This window comes from Flavobacterium sp. NG2, assembly GCF_034119845.1.
Classification (GTDB): Bacteria; Bacteroidota; Bacteroidia; order Flavobacteriales; family Flavobacteriaceae; genus Flavobacterium.
Genome location: NZ_CP139420.1, coordinates 3,804,181 through 3,830,731, shown reverse-complemented (window position 1 = coordinate 3,830,731; position 26,551 = coordinate 3,804,181). Strand labels below are relative to the sequence as shown.

Below are 26,551 nucleotides of genomic sequence, written 5' to 3'. Positions count from 1 at the left end.
TATAATAAAATGCCGAAAGACACATCAATTAAATCAGTTTTAATAATAGGTTCAGGTCCTATTGTTATTGGTCAAGCTTGCGAATTTGATTATGCAGGTTCTCAATCTGCACGTTCAATACGTGAGGAAGGAATAGAAGTTATCTTGATAAATTCTAATCCAGCTACCATTATGACCGACCCTTCAATGGCGGATCATATTTATTTGAAGCCTTTAACTACCAAATCGATTATTGAAATCTTAAAAGAGCACCCTCAAATTGATGCTGTTTTACCAACGATGGGAGGACAAACAGCTTTGAACTTATGTTTAGAAGCTGAGGAAAAAGGAATTTGGAGTGATTTTAATGTAAAATTGATTGGTGTTGATATTAACGCAATTAATATTACTGAAGATAGAGATCAGTTTAAAGCACTTCTTAAAAGAATTGATGTACCTACAGCACCTGCTGAAATTTGTACTTCTTATTTGAGAGGAAAAGAAATTGCTCAGGAATTTGGTTTCCCATTAGTAATTCGCCCTTCGTTTACACTGGGTGGAACAGGAGCTTCTATTGTGTACAAACCTGAAGATTTTGACAGATTGTTAACTGCAGGTCTTGAAGCATCTCCAATTCACGAAGTTTTGATTGATAAAGCTTTGATGGGATGGAAAGAATACGAATTAGAGCTTTTAAGAGATAAAAATGATAATGTTGTGATTATCTGTTCTATCGAAAATATGGACCCTATGGGGATTCATACCGGAGATTCGATTACAGTGGCACCAGCAATGACCTTATCTGATAAAACTTTCCAAAAATTACGTGATTATGCTATCTTAATGATGCGTAGTATCGGAAACTTTGCTGGAGGTTGTAACGTACAGTTTGCAGTATCGCCAGACGAAAAAGAAGATATCGTTGCGATTGAAATCAATCCTCGTGTATCGCGTTCTTCTGCTTTGGCTTCTAAAGCGACTGGATACCCAATTGCTAAGATTGCATCTAAACTAGCTTTAGGATATAACTTAGATGAGTTGCAAAACCAAATTACAAAATCAACTTCGGCGTTGTTTGAACCAACATTAGATTATGTAATTGTAAAAATTCCTCGTTGGAACTTTGATAAATTTGAAGGTTCTGATAGAACTTTAGGACTTCAAATGAAATCTGTAGGTGAGGTAATGGGAATTGGACGTTCATTCCAAGAAGCGTTACACAAAGCGACTCAATCTTTAGAGATTAAACGTAATGGTTTAGGAGCTGACGGAAAAGGATATACTAATTACGAACAAATTATCGAAAAACTAACTTATGCAAGTTGGGATCGTGTATTCGTGATTTACGATGCTATCGCAATGGGTATTCCGTTGAGCCGTATTCACGAAATCACTAAAATCGATATGTGGTTCTTGAAACAATACGAAGAATTACATACTCTTGAAAAAGAAATTTCTAAATATACTGTAGCTACTTTACCAAAAGAATTTTTGCTTGAAGCGAAACAAAAAGGTTTTGCCGACAGACAAATTGCACATATGATGGGCTGTTTAGAAAGTGAAGTACATGCATTGCGTATGAGTTCAAATATCAACCGTGTGTTTAAATTGGTTGATACTTGTGCGGCTGAATTTGAAGCAAAAACGCCATATTATTACTCTACTTTTGAGGCTGAAATCGAAAAAGCAGATGGAATTCGTTTTGTAGATAACGAAAGTATCGTTACAGACAAGAAGAAAATCATCGTTCTAGGTTCTGGACCTAACCGTATTGGACAAGGAATTGAATTTGACTACTCTTGTGTACACGGAGTTTTGGCAGCTAAAGAATGTGGTTATGAAACCATCATGATCAACTGTAACCCAGAAACGGTTTCTACAGATTTTGATACAGCTGATAAATTATACTTTGAACCAGTTTTCTGGGAGCATATCTATGATATCATTCAACACGAAAAGCCAGAAGGTGTAATTGTACAATTAGGAGGTCAAACTGCTCTTAAATTAGCTGAAAAATTATCTAAATACGGGGTTAAAATCATCGGAACTAGTTTTGATGCTTTGGATTTAGCCGAAGACAGAGGACGTTTCTCTGATTTGTTAACAGATTTAAAAATTCCTTTCCCTAAATTCGGAATCGCTGAAACAGCTGATGAAGCTTCTGCTCTTGCAGACCAATTAGATTTTCCATTATTGATTCGTCCTTCTTATGTATTAGGAGGTCAAGGAATGAAAATTGTAATCAACAAACAAGAATTAGAAGAGCATGTAGTTAACTTGTTGAAAACCATTCCAGGTAACAAATTACTACTTGACCACTATTTAGATGGTGCGATTGAAGCGGAAGCAGATGCAATTTGCGACGGTGAAAATGTTTACATCATCGGAATTATGGAGCATATAGAACCTTGTGGAGTACACTCAGGAGATTCTAATGCTACTTTACCTCCTTTTAACCTTGGAGAATTCGTAATGCAACAAATCAAAGACCATACACATAAAATTGCTATCGCATTGAAAACTGTTGGTTTAATCAATATTCAATTTGCTATCAAAGACGATACGGTATATATTATTGAAGCAAATCCTAGAGCTTCTCGTACGGTTCCATTTATTGCAAAAGCGTATGGCGAGCCTTATGTAAACTATGCAACTAAAGTAATGTTAGGACACAGTAAAGTAACGGACTTTGACTTTAATCCACAGTTAAAAGGATATGCAATCAAGCAACCAGTATTCTCTTTCAGTAAGTTTCCTAACGTAAACAAAGCATTAGGACCAGAAATGAAATCAACTGGAGAAAGTATCTTGTTTATCGATGATTTAAAAGATGATGCTTTTTACGAATTGTATTCTAGAAGAAAAATGTACTTGAGTAAATAATTTACTCAAACTATAAATATTGATAGGCTGTCTCACAAAGACAGCCTATTTTTTTAATATCTATTTTTAGTAGAGAATATTAAGTTTTTGTTGTTGTTCTACTTTTATTATTCCAGAATTAGTTAAGGTATTATTTAAATGGTGGTTGTTCTTTTCGCCCCATAAAATGGCAACATGCTCTATTGGATTATTCTTAAACGTATTGTCTTTAATATTCACATTGATAATACCTCTTGTTTTGATTAAGATACCACTTTTCTCTGTTTTTCCACAGGCAGTAAAAGTGCTGTTGGTAACCGTCAAGACACCTCCAATTGTAGATTCATCGTAACCATCTCTGAAAAAGTGAATAACATTATTTTGCACATTTACAAAAGAGCATTGGTCTATTGATACCATCTCAGCATTATAGTCTCCTTTATCATCAGCGGCAAGTACAATACCGTTCAAGCAGTTTTTCAGAGTAGTTTTTTTGATAGTTATCGAATCTGAAAAAGACCCTTTGGTAGCTTTCAGCACTTAATCAAAGTCTTCAATCGTACTGTTTTCTACTTTTAAGTTATAGGCTGAAGACATGTTTTTATGTAAAGGCGCAAAAGCATACTTACCATTTCCACCTTTAAGAACTAGATTTTCTAATTTCAAGTTTCCCTTCGGATTCATTTCAAAGGCTGGTGTTTCATTTTCACCTGTGAAAACAATTTGTGCTTTATTTTTAGCATTTTTGGAGCGAATTGTAATCGATTTGTCTATTTTAATAGAAGAGGGTAGTGTATATCGTTTGTCGGTTAGCAGAATGATATCCCCTGATGCAGCTTGACTAATTTTTTTAGCTAGGTCGCCTTCTACAGACGAAGCCGTTAGGGTTTTTACTTTAGCTGGTACTTTATCCGTTGTGAACCATTTTGGGCTGTATTTCTTTTTGTTGATTACAAATTTTTCTGCAGTTGTAGATTGACTAATGGCGCCAATACTATTCTTCTCTAGTCTAGAGGAACCAAATAAATCTTTTTTGATTGTATTGAATTCATATCCAGTATACACTTCTTTCAAAGCTTGATTTTGAGAATCATCTGGAGTATATAACCAATCATTAATTTTTTTCATCTTGATAGGAGAATTCACTAATACATTGAATTCTGTGTATGCTTTACCCTGATTATCAATTTTATTATTGTGGAATTGAATCCCTTCCATTTTACTATGATTGATTATTGGGGCAGCATCTTCCTGAGTATTGTAGATGATATTATTAGCAATGATTGTTCTTTCAGGTGCTAAAGAACGTATTTCACTTGCGGGTAGAACATCGGCGCTTTTAAGGTTTTGTCCCACACCTATTTGGCATGGTGATTTACAATCTACCCAAGTATTGTATGCGATAACGGCATCAGTAACTTGTTTGTACCTGTTTAAACCAGTATTGAAAATTCCGTTCATGACGGCAAGGGCACATCTAAATTCGTCTCCTTTAATTTTGTAGAAATAATTATTTGTAATCCAATGACCCGAATTCACAACTCTTATTCCTCCATAAAAGTTAGATTCATCACCACCAATGAAAATGTTTCCATCAACAGTGGCGTAATCACCATGTCTCAATACTAAAGAACCCTCACATTTATAGAAGATATTATTCTTGTAGATATTAGAATTAGTTTTGTCTGAGATGATTTCTATCTCCCCATTACAAGCTTCAAAGTAATTATCCTCTACATTTGTAAAGCTAGGGGCAAAGCTAGTTTCACTGGCACCAACACGAATAGTTTCAGCTCTAGGGCCACCTTTTCTAGGACGTGGGCCAAAATAGTTTTGGACTATCTGATGATGATTATTGATGTTTTCATTGCCAGATAGATACACTCTTAGCGTTTCTCCGTCATTCGACTTTCCAGTAATGTAGCAATGATCGAGTTGGTTGTTTTTTCCGTAAAATTCAATCCACTGGTCAGTATCTAATCGATTAGGTTGTGTGAATCCATCGATTACAGTTTGGGTTACCCTACAGTTATTGGCTATTTTATCTTGACCGATACTATAACGTATTATTCCGCTGATGGGGGTATGACCATTTCTGAAATATAAACCATCAACGATTAGGTATTCTCCTCCAAGTTGTAAATAGGAAATTCCTTCAATAAAAACTTTACCTGGCGTTTCAGCACGTAGACTAATGGGCTGTTCTTTGGTGCCCAATCCATAAAAATTGATTTTTACATCGGACCAAATTCCATTAGCTAATATAATTTCATGACCAGGAGCAACTTGATTGATAGCTTTATTCAGTTCATGAATATCTTTTACTAGAATGCTTTTTTGATTTACATTTTGGCCATAAGTAAGTAATTGAAAGACGACAGTTAATAGAAGGATTGTGTTTTTCATTAGGAATGATTTTTAATTTGCATTATTGGTTGTTAGTTAGTTTTATTCACTTCTAGGCGATATTGTACTCAAGTTGTTTTTACAACTGACCAAAAGAGAAAAAGTGGTTAACCAAAAATACAATTAAAAACGGGAATTTCTATAAAATTATAGTAACGATCTGAATTTGTGATATGTTGTAAGTGAAAACAAGGGCGGTAATAGTACATTAATGTTGTAAGTTGTGCATGACTTAACAATGCTGTTTTATTTGCCCTTTTTCTTAATAGAGCGACCTCTTGGTTCATCGCCTTCATGAAGTACAATTTCAGAGTGTAAGAACTCAGCAGCTTCTGCGGAATCTTTAACCTTAATGGCGGAACGTTTTAACATTTCGGATTCAAAAGTGGTTAATACAGCTTCCCTAATTCCTGTTTTTCTCCATTGTGATGTAGGTCGGCAGCCTCTGTAAATGTCACGTGCCAGCGCGAGCGCATCTAATAGTGCCTGATTTGCTCCTTGTCCTTTAAAAGGGCTCATTGGGTGAGCCGCATCGCCTATTAATGTAATATGTTTGCTTTTTTCGAGTAATTCAGCACTAAGTATTTCTCTGTCATATACAGGGTATCCAGAAATCTGAGTTTCCAGAGTAGCGGCTATTATCTGTGGAATAGGACTATGCCATTGTGTTCTGCGAGCAGCTTCTTCTTTAAGGGCGCCAGAACCTTGAGCGCTTAAGATTTGTGCTTCGTTTTCAGGCATTGGAAAACTTAATTGCCACATCACCGAGTCTGCAGTAAAAGGCATCATATAAATTCGTTCGTTACCATTAGCCGTTTGAAATACTGTAGCTGAGTCTAACAAAGTATCGTCAATTCCTTTAAGAGTATTCAAAGGGCAAATTCCTAAAATAACAATACAGCCCAAATAACGTAATGGTGTAGCCTCTTCACCAATTAACAATCGACGAACCGAACTCCGAATACCATCAGCTCCCACGACAAGATCTGCCTTGGCTTGCTGAATTTTTCCATTTACTTCAAAACGCAAAGACACGCCCTCATTTTCCGTTTCGGTATAGTCTACTAGTTGGTGTCCCCATTTTACCATAGTTTGACCGCCTAGTTGTTCAAGCAAAGCCAAACGCAATGCCTGCCGTGCAATATGTACATTGGTACGTTTTGAAAAAGTTTTGGACTCAGTTTCCATCCATTTTCGCACGCCCCATTCCCCAATTATTTTACCATCAGTAGTGTGTACGATATGTCTTGTTGAAATCACGCCTTCACCCAAAGAGAAAATTCCTAGTCCGGCGATAGCTTTACTTGCTTGCTGCAAGGTCAGTCCATAGCCCTGAGAGCGAGCTTCAAAATTGTGGTCACGCTCATAAAGTGTAAAAGGAATACCGCGGTGTAAGCAAGCCACAGCAAGTGCTACACCACCAATGCCACCGCCAATAATTGCAACCTGAGGATAGTTTTCGGTATCAGCCTTTGGAGGAGTATCGGCAACAATTAAACCAGAGCCATTACAGTTTCTACAAGTGTGTAAATGTCCCTTGGGACGAACAGGAGGCGTTCCTGTGTCCTTTGATTTTTCAAATTGCTCTAATGCTATTTGGTACTTAAGTCGCGCTTTCTTGGTGAGCCCTCGACTTTTTTTGCCACGTCCCTGACATTCTAGACAAATAGTCCAACTCGCTGCCGAATTTTCCATCTTTTTCACTTCCACTTGATTTAACTTGACTTTTCAAGTAACGCCACAAAGATAGAATTTTAAAATATCTTGTATTGAGTAGGCTAGTAGTAAATATTGATACTGTTTTTAGCAGCAGAAAATTTGGTTTTCATAAGAACTACCACTCCCGCTTTTCGTTCTACCTTTTTTATTCGCTATTGCAATATATTAGGATATCACTACAAACAATGTTTACTGAACTCCTATAACAAATTATTTCAGGAATATTAATAAAATATTGGCATTTAAAAAAAAGATATTTTTTAAATTTATGTAACGATTATTGTAGTGATATCAAGCCTTTAAAGCTTTTTTATTTTGTTCCAATAATTGATTTGAATATTAATTAAATATTAGAATCATGACACAAGAATTTACAACCATTGAAAAAGAAAACATCAGTTCTCTGATGTTCCCAAAAACAGATGTTCTAGATGACGATAACGAAATTAAAATGCGAACAAGTGAATTAAATCGAGGTTTAGCACTAGGGAATTTAGAGCATTCTAAGATTAAAATTTTCTTTGAAGACAGCGAATCTAAAAAAATAGTAAATACCACCGTCTGGGCTGTTACGGACAAAAATGTTGTTTTAAAACGTGGGGTGTTAATCCCAATTAATAGAATATATAAGTTGTTTTAAGTTTTTAAAAAAATATTAAAATTGTTAAACGACCTGAATTTATAAAGTAACTTTTGGATTAGGTATAGAAAACGGCGCAAGTCTCTACGGAGTTTGCGCCGTTTTTTATTTTTTCATGATGTTTTTTATAATGAGAATCAACTGTTTCACAAAGATACACAAAGGAAAAGCACACAGATTCACTAAGTTTTAAGTTTCAATAACCCCAATCTTGTCTCTCCAAAAAATGAGAAAATATCGACTGTACTCGAATTGACAAAAGCCATTATGCAATCAAAAACGTTCTGTCAAGTGAGCGCAGTTGCGACTCTTTTCTGTAAGTAACTCGACAAAGTATTTCGATTGTATTATTTGCTCATTGTTGCGGGCACCGATAAATAGGTTTGCTAAAGTTTGTGTCTATCCTAGTGATCGGTTTGGACTTGAAACACATTGAAATATCAAGGTATATATAGAATATTAATAAAATATTGGCATTTAAAAAAAAGATAATTTTTATATTTATGTACAGAGTTGTTGTAGTAACTGCAAGCCTTTAAAGGTTTTTTGTTTAGTTTCAATAATTGCTTGAGTATTAATTAAATATTAGAATTATGATAGAAGAAATTTTAACCGTTGAAAAAGAAGACATAGCTACACTTACATTCCCAAAAACAGATGTTCTGGAAGACATTAACGAAATTAAAATGCGATTAAGTGAAATAAATCGAGCTTTGGCACTAGGGAATTTAGAGCATTCCAAAATTAAGATTTTCTTTGAAGACAGCGAATCTAAAAAGATGGTACATACCACTGTTTGGGCTGTTACTGACAAAAATGTTGTTTTGAAACAAGGGGTGTTAATTCCGATTCATCGAATTTATAAGTTGTTTTAGGGATTACACTAGCTTAAGAATTGTTAAACGACCTGGATTTATAAAGTATTTTTAGATAAGGTATAGAAAACGGCGCAAGTCTCTATGGAGTTTGCGCCGTTTTTTATTGTTTTAAGCTGATTGTATTAGGGAGAATCCATTCTTGTGTAAGGAATAACCATTTGTAAATCATATAAAATAAGTGCTATGTCGAAGGAATCTCGATAAAGATTTTCATTTTAGTGATTTACTCATTGTTGCTTTCATAGATGGTAAGTCTGACTTTCTAGTTTGGCAGTGTTAAACAATCATCCAATTTAATCTGTTAATGAGACTTCTTTAATTTTTCAATCTCTTTTTCTAGAGCCTCTGCTTTTTCCTTATATTTTTGCATGGCTTTTTTAAGTTGTCCCACTTTTTTTAAAACCGATTCATCTTGTAAAGCTTCATATATTGTTTGCCCGTTGGCTTCTTTTATTTTTGACTGGCCTCCACAAGTGGGGCAGTTTGCTACTTGGCTCATTGGTAATGAAATTTTAGTTATTATTTTTTTAGATGATCAATAATGCCTCGTTGAAATACGGTTTTCAATGTTCTTTCGGGCTTGTTTTCATAGCCAACGATAATAGAGCTATGTACTACCATCCTTTCAAAGTCAAAAACAATAGTTAAATAATCTTTGATTCCTGTTTCATGCCAATTGACAATGTAGATGTTTTCAGCTATTTGATGAGAGCGGTACGGAATGTCTTGATTTCCGTTTCCTTTGCCAGGCCCAACAATCCATTCGTATTTTGCTTTTCCGTTGTAAAATTCCATATGGATTGCTTTACCATCTTGATATTGGAAGTTCAATGAATAACCGTCTAGAAGATGTTCAGCTTCGCCAAATTCAAATTTGTTGGTGTCTGTAGTTTTGGTTTGTGAAAAACCTAAACTAAAAGTGATAATACTAATAAAAGTTATAAGCGCCTTTTTCATTTTTTTTCCTTTTAGAAATTAAACTTTCCGTTGTTGTTTTTTCTTTTTGACTCAGGTAAAATAGTTTCGATTGTATCCCAATGTTCCGCAATTTTTCCATTTTCAATTCTAAATAAGTCATAGAATGAAGTTGGTTTTCCTGCAAAAGTTCCTTCGCTTACAGATAAAACAAAATTCCCTTCACCCAGAACAATATGATTTTCGTTGAATACCATAGTAATTCCTTGTTTAGCCATTTCTTCTAAAGCTTTTCCTAAACCAGAAACTCCGTCACCAATCATTGTATTGTGTTGGATGTAGTGGTCTCCTTCAAAATAGTGGTGCAATTTGTCAAACTCTCCTTTGATTAAAACGGTATTGATAAAATCTTTTACCAGCGCTTTGTTTTGTTCTGTTTTATCTAAATCTGTGATTTTTGTAACGCCATCCGTTTGCGTTCTTCCACTAGGATTTGTTGTAGATGCATCTGAAAAGTTATCCCAGTGTTCTACAATTTGACCATTTTCAAATTTGAAGATATCAAAGCCAATTTTTGGTCCAAAAAAGTCATATATTGTATGTGTGACAGCGTAATTTCCATCTTGAAAAGTACGTACTACTTTTGCTTTAAAACCGCCTTCTGGAGCGTGATGTAACACTTCACCAAAACCTGCTAAACCATCAGCTACTGCTAGATTATGCTGTTTGTAGTTTGTTGGGTTAATGAATGCAATTGTCGATTTGTCACCCGTTTCTAAACTTGTGATTAATGCTGCTGCTTTTTCTTTGTTTGTTAATGCTGTTTTTGTTTCCATTTTTTCTAAATTTTTAGGATTATTTTTTTTGTGTTGTGCATTGCTAGTGATTATCATAAATGCAATTGCAACTGTTGTAATTAAGTGTTTCATTTTCTATGTTTTTATTATGGTACAAAGATGAAACAACTACAACGTTTAGGAAAGATGAAAACAGGTGTTAAAATGGTTAAAGTTGAACCTTTATTGTTTTATGAGTGATTTTATGAAGTCTTTTGGGGTTAAACCTGTATTTTTCTTGAAATACTTAGTAAAGTTTGTTGGATCTTCAAATCCTAAACTATAGGCTAATTCGGTACTTTTCATGGTGGAATTAATCAAATTTCTTTTGGCATGTAGAATAATATAGTCGTCTATTATATTCTTGGCGGTTTTATTGACCAATTCTCTACAGATAGTATTTAAATGCTTGTACGATATTGCTAATTCGTTTGCATAAAAGTTAGCATTTCTGGTTTTGGATAGATTTTTTTCTATTAGCGAAGTAAATTTTTGGAAGAGGGTAATTTTTGATGAGTCTTTAATATGAAAAGTTTGATTTTGTTTGATGCCCTCAGCTTTTGATATTAAGATGGTAAACAGCGAATTAATAATGTTCATTTTATTAAATGCCTGTGGTTTATCATATTCTTTTAGTAATAAATTAAAATAATCAATAAAATCAGATTGAGGAGGGATTTGTAATATTGGTGAAAATAGTTGTGGATTAAATAATCTGAATACAAAATCTTTAGACAAGTTAGCAAAGCAATCTACAAAATATTCTTCTGTAAAAATGATACAAAAACCTTTTAAGTTTGCTGAAAATTCGAATGCGTTGACTTGTTCTTTGGTAAGGTAAACTAAGCTGTGTTGTTGTACAGGAAACCAATTAAAATCAATAAAATGCCTGCCAGAACCTTCTGTGAAAAATATTAGATTGAAAAATTTAAGTTGATGGGGTAATTCAGGATTATGCTCTATTTGTTCTTTAAGTTTGGCAATCCTTTCGATAGGGACAATTTCAAAACCAAAATTTTGAGAGATCTCAGCATTGAATTTTTCAGGATTAAACGTTATATGTGGAATTTCTTTATTGGTCATATTAGTTTCAATGGTCTTTGGCTTCTAGACGTTTGCAACTTATGAAAACGAGTATTTTCAGCTAAACGAAAATACGAATTAAATACGGTATTTCTACTGAATTTGTAGATGGCTTTAGCTGTGTTGAATTAAATCTTAGGATGTACGATTGTCTATACACAACTGTTGTTTCTGTTGCGTAGATAAGTAGTTAAAATAAATAGCCCCGAAAATTATTTCGGGGCTACTATATATGTCGTTTTTACGGAACGATAATTTCGATAATGTTTAAGGGATGGGCTATATTGCATCCTTGATAAAGTAATTATCTTCTTTTAGGGAGTACCAATGAATATCGGTACTGTTTTTTATTTTTTATCTCCAAAATAAGATACACCACCGCCACTTAAGAAATCTTCTCTTACTGGACTAAATGTGTCAATTAGCATTCCTTCTTCTAAGCAAACTGCGCTATGAATTAGATTTGGTTCAATATAAACACCATCACCTGCTTCTATAATTTTCTTTTCTCCATCAATTTCAAATTCAAATTTACCTGAAACACAGTAAGTAGCTTGTGTGTGAAAATGTTGATGAGGAGCACCCAATGCACCTTTCTCAAACTTAACTTGTACCATCATGATTTGGTTATCGTAACCTAAAAATTTTCTAGATACACCTCCACCAAGAACTTCCCATTCCATATCTTTTGTGATGATGTATTTGTCGCTAAATCTTTCCATTTCTTGTATATTTATAATTAGTAATAATTGGAGCAAGTTAATTTATTTCTGAGAAATTATAGGGGTAAAAGTTAGAAATTTTATGACTTTAACGCTCGTAATTGTTGTATAAAATTTGTTTTTAACTGTGTGATTGACTTGAATACACAAGGTTTTAAAAGTGAATACGCTTAATTTTATTCATGCTAAAGAAAGAGGCAATCTCAACTATGCTTGAATTGTTTTACAAAGATTTACTGAGGAATATACACAAAGTTTTAGTCCAATAACCCTAATTTTGTCTTCCCGACGGAGGAAGAATGTCCGTAAGTAGCTCGATAAAGTTTTAACTTATGCTATTTGCTCATTGTTGTGGGTACAGATGAATATCTGCGCTAACGTTTATTCAAATATGCATGATCTAGAAATAATAATTTTGTTATTCCTTAGAAATAAAATTGGATATTTCTTTATGCACTTCTGGAATTTTATTTTTTATCACATCCCAAACAATACTATAATTTACGCCAATATAATCGTGGATAAGTCTATCACGCATACCAGCCATATTTTTCCATTGAATTGTATTCCATTTATCTTTAAAATCGGTTGGGATTTTTTTTGTTGCTTCACCGATAATTTCTAAACTTCGAACAACTGCACGTTTTAAAGTTTCATCTTCGAGAAAATCATCAAACGATAAATTCTCACTAACAGAAAGCAAATAAGAACATTCGTCTAAAATATGCTTCAGGAATTCTTTTGGATCTTTAAACATATTGAACTTCCTTTAAAATTTGGGGTCCAATATAAGGGCTTAGGCCGTTTTTAGTAACAACTTCGATTTTTTCATTTTTAAAAAGTTTTTCAAACAAATCATAAACAGCCATGAAATTATCGAAACTTTCTTTTTCAGGTTCAAAATCAATCAGCAAATCAATATCACTTTCACTTGATTGCTCATTGCGAATATAAGAACCAAACAAACCAACATTTCGAATACCAAATTTCGAAAGCTTTAGCTTATTGGCTTTAAGTGTTTGTAATATGATTTCTTTTGTTGTCATTTTAAATTTTTATCAAAGATACAAAAGTTTGTGTTTAGATGATGTGTACCTAAAACTTCTAATTAATTACTAGGAATTAAATTGTCAAAATAGTTTTACATAGATTCAGTAAGTAATAAAAACAAAGCTATCCAAAGTTTTTAGCAAGTAAACTCAAGCTTGTCTTTATGATGGAGACTCCGTAAGTAACTCGATAAAATTTATCTATTATTTGCTCATTGTTGCGAAATGGAACACAGATGAAACAGATGAAAACGGATTATCACAGATTTTTAAAGTCTCAGTAACCCCAAGCTTGTCTTCCCGACGATAGGAGGACTCGAGCGATAGCGAACAGGCGAAGCAATCACACTAGTTGCTCACGTTATGTGATTTATCCTTCGTCGGAATGACACAAAAAATGCTTAACTTAATGACATTGCGCTCGCGCTAGCCTGTGTGATTGGTTTTTTCAATTTAATTCCAAACTCCATTCATTTCTGTTAATATAATAGGCTTTCCATCGGTTACAACAATAGTATGTTCGTGTTGTGCCATGAAACCTCCTTTATCACCTACCATTGTCCAACCATCATTAAGTTCTACAGCTTTAGATGAAGTAGTTGAAATGAAAGTTTCAATTGCAACTACAGCATTTTTTTTAAATCGTCGTTGGTCATATTTGTTTCTGTAGTTTAATAGTTCGTCTGGTTCTTCGTGTAAACTTCTTCCAACTCCGTGTCCGCCAAGATTTTTAATAACTTTATAACCTCTTTTCTTAGCTTCGTTTTCCATCAGAAATCCTATGTCCGCAATTTTTACTCCCCCTTTAATATTGCTAATTGTTTTCTGCAATATTTCTTTGGAAGCATCAACTAATTTTTGGTGTTGGTTAATGTCTTCACCAAGTACAAATGAATTACCATTGTCTGACCAAAAACCATCAAGTTCTGCTGATACATCTATATTTATTAAATCGCCTTCGCAAAGAATCCTTTTGTTAGATGGAATACCGTGACAAAATTCATTATTCACACTTATACAAGTAAATCCGGGGAATTTGTATGTAACAAAAGGTGCCGAATTTGCTCCTAAATCTTTTAATATATTTCCTCCAAAGTCATCAATTTCTTTTGTCGTCATACCAACTTGAGCAAAGTTTTTCATTTCTTTTAAAGTATAAGCAACAGCTTCACTTACTTTTCTCATTCCAATTAACTCTAGTTCACTTGTTATAGACATATTATTTTTCTTTTTAATTTAGTTTTCAAATTTACGCATTTCCGTAAAGTTATAGAATGTGGAGCTGCGAACTATCTGTATAGTTATTCCCGCAATCTTGTCTTCCCGACGATAGGAGGGAACTCCGTAAGTAACTCGACAAAGTTTATCTATTGATCACTGTTGCGGGCACGAGCGAGACGCTCGCGCTAGCCTGGGATCGGCTTACTCTTTATTTTCATTAATCCATTCCGTTAACAAATTTATAGCTTCACTTGAAACTCCGACAAAATTCGAAGTTCTACTAGCATCTGCAAATCTTATATAACCCATAATTAAATCACAATAACCAAATTTTTCATATTTATTATTATACTCATTTTCTTGAAAGAAAAGTTCATATTCGACACCGCTATTATCTATGTTTGCAATTTCAACGATTTTTACCATATTTATTTTCATTCCGTTGGGAGCAATTTCATATAAATGTGTAACAGGTTTTATTTCTGTTTTAGGTAAATCTAGATTTTTTTGATAAAAATATTTACTAATTTCTAAATGTCTTTTGTTAAGATTGGATTTTTCAAATCTTTCTAAACTTACTTTTTTTGCTAATTTATGTTTTTTATTATTTGAAATTGTTTTCAAATTTTTCCAACCGTTATCAAAATATAGCAATATTTTCTTTTCAAGATTATTTGATAAATCAATAAAGTCATTTTTCAATATTATGCCAACATTTATTAAATTTTCATCGTGAACATTTTCTAAAGTTTGGTCAAGGTTTAAAAAGTAGTCTTGAATAAAATATATCTCATTTATCACTTCATTAGATAACCAATGTGAATTGTTGTTTGACTTTATAAACAAATCTTTTTTCCAATCTAAATAATTATCTTTATTTGCTAGAATTATTGGATATGTAATAAGTTCTTTATCTACAGTGAATTTATTATCAGAAATGGTTGAACGAAGATATTTAGCTAATTGTAAAACATTTTCGTGAGCTTCAAGTTTCTTATCTAATATTTTTTCTGAAATTTTGAGTAAAGTTTCTTTCTTTTTAAGAAATGAAGAAGAAAAAAAAGCTAAAAAAGCAGCAATAATTACACCTATAAAACTTAATAATGGAGTTATTAATAATTTCCAATCTATTTCTTCCATAATTTTCGGTTTTTTGGGTTGCTGTCGCACAACTTGTATATAGTCGAAACAAAACTTCATATATACACCCAAATATGGTAGATTGGCGAAGCTTTGTTACGCTTTATTGTTTTTCCAAATATATTATTTTATTCTTACAAATCATCCAAATAAGTCTGTATTTGTAAGATAGTTTTGTAGTACGTGGTTATGGGGAGTAAAACGTTATTTTGTAGCCCCGATAGAAACGAAAATCCTTGTGGTGGCGGGCTTTATGCCACCACAAGATTGTAGTGTATAGCGGGAGGGAAGTTATTATGAAAACCAAACCTTCTGCTCCTAAAAACAAAAATCCCCAACTACTTTCGTAATTGGGGATTTTCTATCTTTAGGCTGTCTGTAAACTGTGACAGCGTACTACAAACTAGTTATTCATTCACAATAACCCATTGCCCTGAAGCGATAAGGCTTTCGGCTTTTTTGAATTTCATTTCTTGTGTTTGACCGTTAGCCACGTTTTGAATTGTTACAGTGTCGTTGCGATTGATTTTTGGCATGTCGCGAACGATGGTTTCTGTAACTTGGCGTTGCTGAGTTTCCCCTGCTTCACGGTTGGCTGCTTCACTAGATACGATTTCGTCTTTTTGAGTTTTGTAGTTCTCTTTTGGACGTGGAATCTCTCTGGCTTCGTGGATGATTTCTGGAGCCGATTGCTGTGGTAAATCACCTTTGAAAAGGAACGAAATCACTTCTCTGTTAATTCCGTTCAACATGCTGCTGAACAAGTTGAACGCCTCGAATTTGTAGATAAGCAAGGGGTCTTTTTGCTCATGAACGGCTAGTTGAACCGATTGTTTCAACTCGTCCATTTTGCGTAGGTGTTTTTTCCAAGCTTCGTCAACAATTGCCAAAGTGATGTTTTTCTCAAAATCGGCAACCAATTGTTTTCCTTGCGTTTCGTATGCTTTTTTCAAATCGGTTACCACGTTCAATGACTTCACACCATCTGTAAACGGCACTACGATACGCTCAAACTGATTGTTTTTGTCTTCGTATACATTGGCAATGATAGGGAAGGCTTCTCTAGCAGAACGCTCTGTTTTTTCGTTGTAATATTTAAGGGCTTCTTTGTAGACTTTTCCAGTCAATTCGATTTCGCTCGCTTTTACAAACTCAGCTTCGGTTACTGGCGAAGTGATAGAGAAATAACGAATCACATCAAATTCGAATGCTTTATAGTCATTAGTCGCTTTGCTGTTTTGAATAATAACTTCGCAAGTGTCGTACAACATATTGGCAATGTCCAATTTCAAACGCTCACCAAACAAGGCGTGACGACGACGTTTGTACACTACTTCACGTTGTGCGTTCATTACATCATCATATTCTAGCAAACGCTTACGAACACCAAAGTTGTTTTCTTCGACTTTCTTTTGTGCGCGTTCGATAGATTTAGTCATCATCGAGTGTTGGATTACTTCGCCTTCTTCAAGACCCATTCTGTCCATTACTTTGGCTACTCTTTCAGAACCAAATAAACGCATTAAGTTGTCTTCTAGCGAAACGTAGAATTGCGAACTTCCCACATCTCCTTGACGTCCTGCACGACCACGTAACTGACGGTCAACACGACGTGAATCGTGACGCTCCGTACCTACGATGGCTAATCCACCTGCGGCTTTTACCTCAGGAGATAATTTGATATCGGTACCACGACCCGCCATATTGGTAGCAATGGTTACTACTCCTGGTTTTCCTGCTTCCTCAACGATCTGTGCTTCTTGCTTGTGCATTTTGGCATTCAATACGTTGTGAGTGATGCCTCTCATCTTAAGCATACGGCTTAATAATTCAGAGATTTCAACTGAGGTTGTACCAATCAATACCGGACGACCTGCTTTTGATAATTCGGTTACATCTTCGATAACCGCATTGAATTTTTCACGGGTTGTTTTGTAGATGAAATCTTCTTTGTCTTGACGTGCAATTGGTCTGTTTGTTGGAATTTCAACAACATCCAATTTATAGATTTCCCAAAGTTCTCCTGCTTCAGTAACTGCTGTACCGGTCATACCTGCCAGCTTGTTGTACATTCTGAAGTAGTTTTGCAAAGTTACCGTTGCAAAAGTTTGAGTTGCTGCTTCGATTTTTACGTTTTCTTTGGCTTCAATCGCTTGGTGTAATCCATCAGAATAACGACGACCGTCCATGATACGACCTGTTTGCTCATCGACAATCATGATTTTGTTGTCCATGATAACGTATTCCACATCTTTTTCGAATAAAGCATAAGCTTTTAAAAGTTGTGTCAACGTATGAATACGCTCGCTTTTGATACTGAAATCTTGGAATAATTTTTCTTTTTCCTCCGCTTCGGCATCTTTATCTAATTTTTTCTTTTCGATATTGGCAATTTCAGTTCCAATGTCTGGAAGTACGAAGAAATCAGAATCAGTATCTCCTGAAAGGTATTTGATACCGTTATCAGTCAATTCAACTTGGTTGTTTTTTTCTTCGATTACAAAATACAAGGCTTCATCCACTTTTGGCATTTCGCGGTTGTTGTCTTGCATGTATTGGTTTTCGGTTTTTTGAAGCAATTGTTTGATTCCTTCTTCACTCAAAAACTTAATAAGCGCTTTGTTTTTTGGTAAACTTCTGTACGCTCTTAAAAGCATGAAACCACCATCTTTAGTGTTTCCTTCTTTGATTAATTTTTTAGCTTCTGTCAAAAATCCGTTGGCTAGTTGGCGTTGTTGGCTTACTAGATTTTCGATTTTTGGTTTTAATTCGTTGAATTCGTGACGGTCTCCTTGAGGAACTGGCCCAGAGATAATCAATGGTGTTCTAGCATCATCAATCAATACCGAATCGACCTCATCGACAATAGCGTAGTTGTGCTTTCTTTGTACCAAATCATCTGGCGAATGCGTCATATTATCTCTTAGGTAGTCAAAACCAAATTCGTTATTGGTACCATAAGTAATATCAGCGTTATAAGCCGCTCTTCTTCCTTCTGAACTAGGCTGGTGATTATCGATACAATCCACAGTCATACCGTGGAATTCGAATAAAGGTGCTTTCCAAGTGCTATCACGTTTTGCTAGGTAGTCATTCACGGTTACTAGGTGTACACCGTTTCCAGTCAAGGCATTCAAATACAATGGTAAGGTTGCAACTAATGTTTTTCCTTCTCCTGTTTGCATCTCGGCTACTTTACCTTGGTGCAATACCATACCACCAATCAACTGAACATCATAGTGAATCATGTCCCAAGTAATGGCTTTTCCAGCAGCATTCCATTGGTTTTGCCAAGTTGCTTTGTCTCCTTCAATAGATACATAAGGTTTTGTTGCAGAGAATTGTCTGTCTTTTTCGGTAGCTGTAACGGTAATTTCAGCGTTTTCTTTGAAACGTCTTGCTGTTTCTTTTACTACTGCAAAAGCTTCAGGAAGGATTTCTAAAAGTGTTTTTTCTGAAATCTCGTAAGCTTCTTTTTCTAGAGCATCGATTTTTTCATAAAGATTTTCTCTTTGATCGATGTCTTCTGTGTTTTCTACTTCTTCTTGAAGTGCTTTGATTTTTGAATCAATTGAAGCACGCGCTTCTTTGATTTGATCTTTGAAAAAGTACGTGCGTGCTCTTAAATCATCATGTGATAAGGTGATTAAGTGACTTTCGAAACTTTTTATTTTTTTTAGATAAGGTTGCAATGCCTTAACATCTTTCTCGGACTTATCTCCTACGAAAGCTTTTAAAATGCTGTTTATGAAACTCATAACTGTTTATGTTTCTAGTTTATTTTTTAGTTTATGTTTAACCAAAAAAAAAGTCTCGTATGAGACTTTTTCTTGGTATTATTTTTTAATATTCGTCCTCATTCCAAAGATAATCTTCGTCAGTAGGATAATCAGGCCAAATTTCTTCCATCGATTCGTATATCTCGCCTTCGTCTTCAATAGACTGTAGGTTTTCTACCACTTCTAGTGGTGCTCCAGCACGTATAGCGTAGTCAATAAGTTCGTCTTTGTTAGCAGGCCACGGTGCATCACTTAGATAGGATGCTAATTCTAATGTCCAATACATCTTTTTATCGATTTAGTTTTGTGCAAAAATAATTTTTTTACTGAAAAAGACAAGTAAAAAATGATTTTTTTATAAAAAAAATAAGAACGTGTTTTTTTTTAGTGTTCAGTATTCAGTTTTTTAGTGTTCAGTTTGGTACTGATTACTATTTTTCTGCTAACTGATTACTTTCTCGGAATCCATTTCACTTCCTCAGCGTTCAAATCAAAAGTCAACTTTCGTGCCAAGACAAAAAGGTAGTCAGAAAGTCGGTTTAGATATTGAATTGTAAGTGGTTCAATAGGTTCTTGATGGTCTAAATGTACGGCTAAACGTTCGGCTCTACGGCAAACACAGCGTGCAATATGACAATATGACACCGTAGAATGTCCGCCAGGCAGTACAAAATGCATCATGGGAGGCAAGGCTAGTTCCATGGTGTCGATTTCATTTTCTAATAATTCGATGTCGGTTTCTAGTATACCCAGGTTTTTTAATCGGGGTTGTCCGTTTTTCAAAACTTCCTTTTCGGGTGGAGTGGCCAAAATAGCACCAACTGTAAACAAGCGATCTTGGATTTCAATTAGGATTTGCTTGTAATGAGTGTCTATTTCTTGGTCACGAATAAGTCCAATATAGGAATTCAACTCGTCAACCGTGCCATAACTGTCAATCCGAATATGGTCTTTAGGGACGCGTGTTCCGCCAAAAAGTGCTGTGGTACCACCGTCGCCGGTTTTGGTGTATATTTTCATTTTTGTTGTTTAATCATTTAAAGTTTAACCGATTAATCGATTAAACGGTTAGTCAGTTAACCTTCTTTTCTTGTGTCACTCTCAATCATTCCATCTCGTAGTCGAATAATTCGATGCGCATAAGCGGCGATTTCTTCTTCGTGTGTTATTAAAATGACCGTGTTGCCGTTAGCATGAATTTCGTTAAAAAGGGTCATGATTTCAACTGATGTTTTACTGTCTAAGTTTCCTGTAGGTTCATCGGCAAGGATAATGGAAGGTTTGTTGACCAAGGCTCTTGCTACTGCAACTCGTTGGCGTTGACCACCAGAAAGTTGATTGGGTTGATGATCCATTCGGTCAGCAAGACTTACTTGGTTTAAAACGGCTTCGGCTCTTGCTTTTCGTTCGGATTTAGAATAACCAGCGTAAATCATCGGTAAAGCGACATTGTCCAAAGCTGTCATTCGAGGCAATAAATTGAAAGTTTGAAATACAAAACCTATTTCTTTATTGCGGATTTCAGCTAGTTCATTATCCCTCATTTTACTGACATCTTTGCCATTTAAGATATAAGTACCCGAAGTAGGCGTGTCCAAACAACCCAAAAGATTCATCAAAGTCGATTTCCCTGAACCCGACGGCCCCATTAGCGCTACATATTCACCTTTGTTGATTTCTAAATCAATGCCTTTTAAAACATAAACGGTTTCATCGCCTAAACTAAAGTTTCGTTTGATGTTCTTGATTTTGATTAAAGGTTGACTCATGTTGAGGTTTATAATGTTCGATTCAAAAAAATAAAAGTACAAAATGTAAATGGAACTCTTTAAATTAAATAGTTAAACACGCATTTTGTGAGTTTGGAAACGGGTATAATAAACTTCTACGTCCGAATGATAAAATGCTGTTTGGGCTGTTCGTATCTAAAGAAAACCAATCCCCATTGATAAGTGTCAATGGTAACTTTAACTTTCGGATGGTTTTTGATTTCTTTCCAAGCTTCCTCCATTTCGGCTGACCAATGAATGTCGTCAAAAATCCAAACTGTATCATTATGAACTGTTGGTAACAACCGCTCAAAGTAATCTAAGGTTGCTTTTTTAGAATGATTGCCATCGAAGTAAATAAGTTTAAAGTTTAAGGTTTCAAGTTTCAAGTTGTCGAAATAGGTACCAAATTCAGTCACAACAGTATTTACATTATTCAAATTGAATTGTTGTAATTGTTTTTTTGCAATTGCCATCGTATTTGGGCAGCCTTCTAAGCTGGTGATGGTTGCCTTAGGATTCCCTAAAGCCAATGCAGAAGTTGCTAATCCTAATGAAGTGCCTAATTCCAGAATCGTTTCCGGCTGAAAATAGGCTGCTATTCGATACAGCAATTGTGCACGTTTTGGACTAATTCCAGCTGTTTTAGCAATTTGAGCAATCTGACGTTGGTTGGATTTGAAAACTTTCGAACCCGCACCAAAGTCGGTTACCTCAATGGTGTTTTTATTTTCTAAGAGAGACTGGCGGTAGTTCTTTAAAATGGTGTAATCAGCTTTTGGTTTTGTATCGTAAAAACATTTGGTAATCAAAAGAAACACAAAAGGGGAGTGCACAGCGTGTTCGTTTTTAGAATGCCAAAGGAACTGTAAATAGGATTTGATTTGGAATAACATGTTTTTTGAGTTTCAAAGGGGCTAAGGTACGAATGTAAGTTAGAAGTTAGAAGTGAAATGAGGAAAAGGGAAAAGGGAAAAGGGAAAAGGGGATGTATATAGAGGGCTTGTATTCTGTTGACCCTAAAACTTAGAATCTTTGTGACTTAGTCCCTTTAAAAAAGAACTATCTTTGCGCTCTTAAAACGCATTTAGTTTTTTGATGATGTACAGCTATGTTTTAACTATTCTAAGCAAAGCGCCTTACACGCAAAGAATAACTATGTTTCTATGTGTTTAAAAAAAAAGCTTAAAAAAAAACGCCATTCATAGATGATGATGCAGGAAGAACAAGTAACAGAAAGAACAATCACAGCAGAAGAAATTGACCGTTGTATTGCTATTCTCTCCCAATTAAATACAGATACCGACCAGATTTTTGATATTCCCAAAGAACAACGAACGGCTTTAATCAAAGCGGCAGGTCAGTTTTCACGTCCTGATCGTGAGGAGCTTTTGCGTCGAAAGAAAGATGGAAAAGCAGTTGCCAAGCGCAAACAAGAAAAACGCGATAGAACAGCCCGAAAAGAAACAGGAATTCGCCATGCTCGTGAGGCTTCGGTCTTTGTGGCTCCTCTATTATTAGCTTCGACTGATTTGGCAAACAAAGAAGCATTAGAGTTAGAGACCCCACGTAATTGTTATGTGTGCAAAACACCTTTTACTAAGATGCATCATTTTTACGATTCGATGTGTACGGATTGTGGTGATTTTAATTATGCCAAACGTTTTCAAACGGCCGATGTACAAGGGCAAATTGCAGTAGTTACAGGTTCTCGATTAAAGATAGGGTATCATATTACTTTGATGTTGTTGCGTGGCGGTGCTACAGTTGTTGCGACCACTCGCTTTCCTGTCGATTCGGCTTTGCGTTTTGCTAAAGAACCTGATTTTAAAGACTGGGAAGATCGTTTGAAAATTCACGGTTTGGATTTAAGACATATTCCAAGTGTGGAAATCTTTTGTAATTTCATCGAACAAAAATACGGTCGTTTAGATATATTGATTAATAATGCTGCGCAAACAGTGCGTCGTCCTTCAGGTTTTTATACGCACTTGATGGAAAATGAAGAACGTCCTATTGCCTCTTTACCAATACAAGCCCAAACGTTATTATTAGACCATTTGGATTGCTTGGATGAATTGAAAGTCTTAACTTCTAGTATTTCTTCGAATCAAAATATGCCAGTTACTTGGCATGGACCCGAACCAGGAATTGGACTGAGAGCTTCGGCACAGTTATCTCAGATTCCGTATTCATTTGATAAAGCTTTGGTAACTAATGAAGTTTTTCCAGAAGGAGAACTTGATGCTGACTTGCAACAAGTTGATTTGCGAAAGACCAACAGTTGGCGCTTGAAATTAGGACAAATAGAAACTACGGAGATGATTGAGGTACAGTTGGTGAATTCGGTTGCGCCTTTTGTTTTATGTAATCGTTTGTCGGAATTGATGAAAAAAGACAACACCGGTAAAAAGCATATCATCAACGTTTCAGCGATGGAAGGGAAGTTTTACCGTGATTTTAAAGAAGCCCGTCATCCTCATACGAATATGGCTAAGGCGGCTTTGAATATGTTAACGCATACTGCTGCAGGTGAATTGGCTAAAGTCGGAATCTTTATGAACGCAGTAGATACAGGTTGGGTTACCGACGAAGATCCTGCCGAATTAGCTAAAAGAAAACAAGAACAAGAAGATTTTCAACCGCCATTAGATATTGTAGATGGAGCAGCAAGAGTCATGGATCCTTTGTTCGACGGAATCAATTCTGGGAAGCATTGGCGCGGTAAATTCTTGAAGGATTATAACCCGATTGCTTGGTAGGTTGAGTTCATATATTTTTAAAGTGAGAATCAAAAACAGCTTATCTGTACATAAAAGCATTTTAACGATTAAAAGTGATGTATTTGTCTAAAAGTCTTACTTTCTTAAAGTAATAAGTTGTAGTTTTATGGTGTTTTTTAATTTAAAATGACCCCATTCCAATGAAAAAAACTTTACCTACAATTTTTAAAAAGGTTTTATTAGGAGTGTTATTCTCTACTACTAGTGCCTTTGCTCAAGAAATCCCGTTTAACTGTGATTATAATGCTTATTTATTTCAATATAATGATGTCTATGCTATTGATTTAGCTTCTGGTAATGCTATCTTGGTGGCAGCGGATATTACCTCTGGTAATATCAATGGAGCAGGTTATAATCCTAAAGATGGATACATCTGGGGCTACCTTTCTTCTCCTGAACAATCTATTGTTCGTATAGGAAAAAATTTTACTACTACGGTGTATACTATTAATGATTTACCCACGGGTAATAAATATGTAGGGGACGTTAGTGCTAACGGAATTTACTATTTTAAAGCTGGTGGAAGTACATACTACAAAATTGATTTAGACCCTACTTCAGCTAATTATACACAGTACTTAGGTTCTTTTGAATTGTCAAAAAGTATAAATATTCACGACTGGGCATTTAATGCTGTTGATGGAAATTTATATACGGTAGAACAAAAAACAAATATTTTATACCGTATCAACCCTAATACAGGGGAAGTTGTAAATTTAGGAGTAGTGCCTATCCTTAATGGGAGAACCTATACTTATGGAGCCGTTTATTTTGATTTATCGGGTAGTTTTTATATCTCGGCAAATCAAACAGGAACTGTTTATATCATTAGAGGCGTACAAGATTTGACTGGTTCAAATAATATGGATTCCAATTTGTTTGCCTATGGGCCATCTAGTTCTAGTAATGACGGAGCCCGCTGTCCTTCGGCACCTGTTCCACAAGAAATATGTGATAACGGAATTGATGATGATGGAGATGGTTTAATTGATTGTGATGACCCATCTTGTTCTGGTTATGCTTCTTGTCCAGTATTAGAAGCACCTATTTCAGGGGCTAATGATGGTGGTTTAGAAAGTAATAACCGTCTTTCAGAACAAATCAATAAACGTAATTTCAATCGTGTAAAAAGTGGCGCCAAGTTTAGTGCTAAGACTGCAAAAAGAGTTTCTAAAACATCTTTAACGGCTAAGTCTTCATCAAGTGCTTCAACAACGGTTTTGAAAGATTTTATCCCTTTTGGTGTAATTAATGAGACTGAAGTAATTGAATCTACTCCTGCAGATTTATTAGCAATTACAAATGCTACTGAGGTATTTTCAGTAGATTATTTAAGAAACAGCAAAGCGGTCGCTTCTATATTAGCTTTAAAAACAGAGAATGCTGTATATGAACATACAAAGTTTATTTGTGATCGTTTGTTAGGTGCACAGATTATTTCAGTTTCAACGATTGATATTAATGAGCAACCTTTCATTAAAACTATAATAAAAAATGCTGACGGTACTACTGAATATGTTTTGAGTTTGTCCGCAAAAGAAATCAATGGTGGGGCTAATTATGGTATTGAATGTCACTGGAATCTTGATAAATACCAAAAAAATATTGGTTTTTATAATTTTCAAATCTGGTCTAATTCTATAGATGATTTATATAACCTAGGAGAAAGTCTAGTGTCTTTATTAGATGCTAAAAAAACAATTAGTAGTTATGAACTTTCGACACCTCCTACTGTCTTTGTGAGAAAAGGTAAATACACTAACGGTACTTTAGAGTTACAAATTATAAACACTAATGCTACAGCAGTAGTTACTTTTGATGCAGGAATGCGTGCAACAGAGACAAGTACTGAGCAACATCTTAATGCTTCGATTGATTTAGATAAAAAATATATTAGTGAATTAGTACTTCAAACAGGTAATTTGTTTGATATTGGTTTTAGAATTGGAGATGGCATCGCTACACCTGATGATTTGTTTATGTCTGATGGCCCATGGGGTGTTGATGATTCAGCTTCAGGAACATTAGTAAATAATTATGCAATTTATCCTAATGAGGTTGCTTTTGGTACGGATAATTATCCAGTAGAAAGAAACCTGAGCCTTACAGCTACCACAAATTCTTATATTAGTTCTTACAGAGCATTGACTCCAAGGTTCAAAGCAGTAGATTTGTCTACTTATAAAACTTTTTTACTTAATGCAAAGGGTACAGGTACATTAGAGATTATTTTTATTAAAAATAGTATTAGTAGTTGGGAAGAGCAATACCGTACTACGATTGAGTTGACAAATAACATACAGCAATTTGCAATTCCATTTTCACAATTTACTTCGACTAAAGGAACTCCGATGGTTTTAAATGATATCAAAACGATTGAATTTAAGATGACAGCAAAGGATGGTCAATCGACAGTTAAAGTGATGGACTTAGAGGCTATCCAATTTTCTAAAAAAGAAATATTGTCTGTAAATAGTTTTCAATTGGCTGCTACACCTGTTTTTTATGTAACTCCTAATCCATTGACTAGTTTGTCTGTAATGCATTTTACAGCTAATGAAGAGGAAACGATGTCAGTAGCAATTTATAATATTTCTGGGAAAATTGTAAAAGAAATAGCTGTGGAGGCACAAATCGGGGAAAACCAAATTAGTCTATCAAAAGGAAATTTAAGCCCAGGGATTTATTTTTGTAAATTAAACAGTAAAAAGTATTCTTATAAAGTAGCCAAACTAATCATTAAATAGTATAATAATTAGCAAAAAAAAAG

At 34.9% G+C, this 26,551-nt stretch carries 22 protein-coding genes; 5 read left to right on the top strand and 17 right to left on the bottom strand.

What is annotated here, in order from left to right:
• Positions 1-9: 9 nt before the first annotated feature.
• On the top strand, positions 10-2,862 hold the full coding sequence (gene carB / locus SLW70_RS15440; protein WP_320889537.1) for a carbamoyl-phosphate synthase large subunit: 2,853 nt from the start codon (positions 10-12) through the stop codon (positions 2,860-2,862).
• Between the two features lie 66 nt (positions 2,863-2,928).
• Here carB and SLW70_RS15435 read toward each other — a convergent pair whose 3' ends face one another.
• The 3 genes from SLW70_RS15435 to SLW70_RS15425 all read right to left on the bottom strand — a co-directional run bounded on the left by SLW70_RS15435 (position 2,929) and on the right by SLW70_RS15425 (position 6,951).
• On the bottom strand, positions 2,929-3,381 hold the full coding sequence (locus SLW70_RS15435; RefSeq protein ID WP_320889535.1) for a hypothetical protein: 453 nt from the start codon (positions 3,379-3,381) through the stop codon (positions 2,929-2,931).
• On the bottom strand, positions 3,382-5,247 hold the full coding sequence (locus SLW70_RS15430; RefSeq protein WP_320889533.1) for a chondroitinase-B domain-containing protein: 1,866 nt from the start codon (positions 5,245-5,247) through the stop codon (positions 3,382-3,384). It lies immediately after the preceding gene.
• Positions 5,248-5,493: 246 nt separating this feature from the next.
• A complete protein-coding gene (locus SLW70_RS15425; protein ID WP_320889532.1) occupies positions 5,494-6,951 on the bottom strand; it encodes an NAD(P)/FAD-dependent oxidoreductase in 1,458 nt (485 codons plus the stop codon).
• Positions 6,952-7,324: 373 nt separating this feature from the next.
• Between SLW70_RS15425 and SLW70_RS15420 the strand changes: the two genes are divergently transcribed.
• Positions 7,325-7,606: a hypothetical protein gene (locus SLW70_RS15420; protein ID WP_320889531.1), complete on the top strand. Its 282-nt coding sequence runs from the start codon at positions 7,325-7,327 to the stop codon at positions 7,604-7,606.
• 593 nt (positions 7,607-8,199) lie between these two features.
• Positions 8,200-8,481: a hypothetical protein gene (locus SLW70_RS15415; RefSeq protein ID WP_320889529.1), complete on the top strand. Its 282-nt coding sequence runs from the start codon at positions 8,200-8,202 to the stop codon at positions 8,479-8,481.
• A 304-nt stretch (positions 8,482-8,785) separates the two neighbouring features.
• On the opposite strand, the gene SLW70_RS15410 is transcribed toward SLW70_RS15415, so the two are convergent.
• The 14 genes from SLW70_RS15410 to SLW70_RS15345 form a co-directional block, all read right to left on the bottom strand.
• A complete protein-coding gene (locus SLW70_RS15410; RefSeq protein ID WP_320889527.1) occupies positions 8,786-8,983 on the bottom strand; it encodes a hypothetical protein in 198 nt (65 codons plus the stop codon).
• Between the two features lie 20 nt (positions 8,984-9,003).
• On the bottom strand, positions 9,004-9,441 hold the full coding sequence (locus SLW70_RS15405; RefSeq protein WP_320889526.1) for a MoaF-related domain-containing protein: 438 nt from the start codon (positions 9,439-9,441) through the stop codon (positions 9,004-9,006).
• 11 nt (positions 9,442-9,452) lie between these two features.
• On the bottom strand, positions 9,453-10,328 hold the full coding sequence (locus SLW70_RS15400; RefSeq protein WP_320889525.1) for a nuclear transport factor 2 family protein: 876 nt from the start codon (positions 10,326-10,328) through the stop codon (positions 9,453-9,455).
• Between the two features lie 90 nt (positions 10,329-10,418).
• Positions 10,419-11,318 (bottom strand): helix-turn-helix domain-containing protein, encoded by a 900-nt coding sequence (locus SLW70_RS15395; protein ID WP_320889524.1) that lies wholly within the window; start codon positions 11,316-11,318, stop codon positions 10,419-10,421.
• A 347-nt stretch (positions 11,319-11,665) separates the two neighbouring features.
• The gene (locus SLW70_RS15390; protein WP_320889521.1) at positions 11,666-12,040 is read right to left on the bottom strand and encodes a cupin domain-containing protein; all 375 of its coding nucleotides are present in this window, start codon (positions 12,038-12,040) and stop codon (positions 11,666-11,668) included.
• Between the two features lie 418 nt (positions 12,041-12,458).
• A complete protein-coding gene (locus tag SLW70_RS15385) occupies positions 12,459-12,797 on the bottom strand; it encodes a DUF86 domain-containing protein (protein WP_320889520.1) in 339 nt (112 codons plus the stop codon).
• Positions 12,790-13,086 carry a nucleotidyltransferase family protein gene (locus tag SLW70_RS15380; protein WP_320889518.1) on the bottom strand — a complete coding sequence of 99 codons (297 nt, stop codon included), beginning with the start codon at positions 13,084-13,086 and terminating at the stop codon, positions 12,790-12,792. Before SLW70_RS15380 ends, SLW70_RS15385 begins: the two co-directional genes overlap by 8 nt.
• 456 nt (positions 13,087-13,542) lie before the next feature.
• Positions 13,543-14,307, bottom strand: a complete 765-nt coding sequence (map, locus tag SLW70_RS15375) for a type I methionyl aminopeptidase (RefSeq protein ID WP_320889517.1) — start codon at positions 14,305-14,307, stop codon at positions 13,543-13,545.
• Between the two features lie 204 nt (positions 14,308-14,511).
• The gene (locus SLW70_RS15370) at positions 14,512-15,450 is read right to left on the bottom strand and encodes a hypothetical protein (RefSeq protein WP_320889516.1); all 939 of its coding nucleotides are present in this window, start codon (positions 15,448-15,450) and stop codon (positions 14,512-14,514) included.
• Between the two features lie 407 nt (positions 15,451-15,857).
• A complete protein-coding gene (secA, locus tag SLW70_RS15365) occupies positions 15,858-19,208 on the bottom strand; it encodes a preprotein translocase subunit SecA (RefSeq protein WP_320889515.1) in 3,351 nt (1,116 codons plus the stop codon).
• An 85-nt stretch (positions 19,209-19,293) separates the two neighbouring features.
• Complete coding sequence (locus SLW70_RS15360; RefSeq protein ID WP_007138072.1) at positions 19,294-19,515, bottom strand: DUF2795 domain-containing protein; 222 nt, start codon at positions 19,513-19,515, stop codon at positions 19,294-19,296.
• A 164-nt stretch (positions 19,516-19,679) separates the two neighbouring features.
• On the bottom strand, positions 19,680-20,249 hold the full coding sequence (locus SLW70_RS15355; RefSeq protein ID WP_320889513.1) for a cob(I)yrinic acid a,c-diamide adenosyltransferase: 570 nt from the start codon (positions 20,247-20,249) through the stop codon (positions 19,680-19,682).
• 56 nt (positions 20,250-20,305) lie between these two features.
• Positions 20,306-20,998: an ABC transporter ATP-binding protein gene (locus SLW70_RS15350; RefSeq protein ID WP_320889512.1), complete on the bottom strand. Its 693-nt coding sequence runs from the start codon at positions 20,996-20,998 to the stop codon at positions 20,306-20,308.
• A gap of 116 nt (positions 20,999-21,114) precedes the next feature.
• Positions 21,115-21,894, bottom strand: a complete 780-nt coding sequence (locus SLW70_RS15345; RefSeq protein WP_320889510.1) for an O-methyltransferase — start codon at positions 21,892-21,894, stop codon at positions 21,115-21,117.
• Between the two features lie 318 nt (positions 21,895-22,212).
• Between SLW70_RS15345 and SLW70_RS15340 the strand changes: the two genes are divergently transcribed.
• Complete coding sequence (locus SLW70_RS15340; protein WP_414458257.1) at positions 22,213-23,760, top strand: SDR family NAD(P)-dependent oxidoreductase; 1,548 nt, start codon at positions 22,213-22,215, stop codon at positions 23,758-23,760.
• A 161-nt stretch (positions 23,761-23,921) separates the two neighbouring features.
• Positions 23,922-26,528 carry a DUF6923 family protein gene (locus SLW70_RS15335; protein ID WP_320889509.1) on the top strand — a complete coding sequence of 869 codons (2,607 nt, stop codon included), beginning with the start codon at positions 23,922-23,924 and terminating at the stop codon, positions 26,526-26,528.
• Positions 26,529-26,551 lie beyond the last annotated feature (23 nt).

Bases quoted from the DNA above. Each gene is read 5' to 3' on its own strand.
- carB (WP_320889537.1), top strand. From the start codon at position 10: ATGCCGAAAGACACATCAATTAAATCAGTTTTAATAATAGGTTCAGGT.
- SLW70_RS15430 (WP_320889533.1), bottom strand. From the start codon at position 5,247: ATGAAAAACACAATCCTTCTATTAACTGTCGTCTTTCAATTACTTACT.
- SLW70_RS15420 (WP_320889531.1), top strand. From the start codon at position 7,325: ATGACACAAGAATTTACAACCATTGAAAAAGAAAACATCAGTTCTCTG.
- SLW70_RS15415 (WP_320889529.1), top strand. From the start codon at position 8,200: ATGATAGAAGAAATTTTAACCGTTGAAAAAGAAGACATAGCTACACTT.
- SLW70_RS15410 (WP_320889527.1), bottom strand. From the start codon at position 8,983: ATGAGCCAAGTAGCAAACTGCCCCACTTGTGGAGGCCAGTCAAAAATA.
- SLW70_RS15405 (WP_320889526.1), bottom strand. From the start codon at position 9,441: ATGAAAAAGGCGCTTATAACTTTTATTAGTATTATCACTTTTAGTTTA.
- SLW70_RS15400 (WP_320889525.1), bottom strand. From the start codon at position 10,328: ATGAAACACTTAATTACAACAGTTGCAATTGCATTTATGATAATCACT.
- SLW70_RS15395 (WP_320889524.1), bottom strand. From the start codon at position 11,318: ATGACCAATAAAGAAATTCCACATATAACGTTTAATCCTGAAAAATTC.
- SLW70_RS15390 (WP_320889521.1), bottom strand. From the start codon at position 12,040: ATGGAAAGATTTAGCGACAAATACATCATCACAAAAGATATGGAATGG.
- SLW70_RS15385 (WP_320889520.1), bottom strand. From the start codon at position 12,797: ATGTTTAAAGATCCAAAAGAATTCCTGAAGCATATTTTAGACGAATGT.
- SLW70_RS15380 (WP_320889518.1), bottom strand. From the start codon at position 13,086: ATGACAACAAAAGAAATCATATTACAAACACTTAAAGCCAATAAGCTA.
- map (WP_320889517.1), bottom strand. From the start codon at position 14,307: ATGTCTATAACAAGTGAACTAGAGTTAATTGGAATGAGAAAAGTAAGT.
- SLW70_RS15370 (WP_320889516.1), bottom strand. From the start codon at position 15,450: ATGGAAGAAATAGATTGGAAATTATTAATAACTCCATTATTAAGTTTT.
- secA (WP_320889515.1), bottom strand. From the start codon at position 19,208: ATGAGTTTCATAAACAGCATTTTAAAAGCTTTCGTAGGAGATAAGTCC.
- SLW70_RS15360 (WP_007138072.1), bottom strand. From the start codon at position 19,515: ATGTATTGGACATTAGAATTAGCATCCTATCTAAGTGATGCACCGTGG.
- SLW70_RS15355 (WP_320889513.1), bottom strand. From the start codon at position 20,249: ATGAAAATATACACCAAAACCGGCGACGGTGGTACCACAGCACTTTTT.
- SLW70_RS15350 (WP_320889512.1), bottom strand. From the start codon at position 20,998: ATGAGTCAACCTTTAATCAAAATCAAGAACATCAAACGAAACTTTAGT.
- SLW70_RS15345 (WP_320889510.1), bottom strand. From the start codon at position 21,894: ATGTTATTCCAAATCAAATCCTATTTACAGTTCCTTTGGCATTCTAAA.
- SLW70_RS15340 (WP_414458257.1), top strand. From the start codon at position 22,213: ATGCAGGAAGAACAAGTAACAGAAAGAACAATCACAGCAGAAGAAATT.
- SLW70_RS15335 (WP_320889509.1), top strand. From the start codon at position 23,922: ATGAAAAAAACTTTACCTACAATTTTTAAAAAGGTTTTATTAGGAGTG.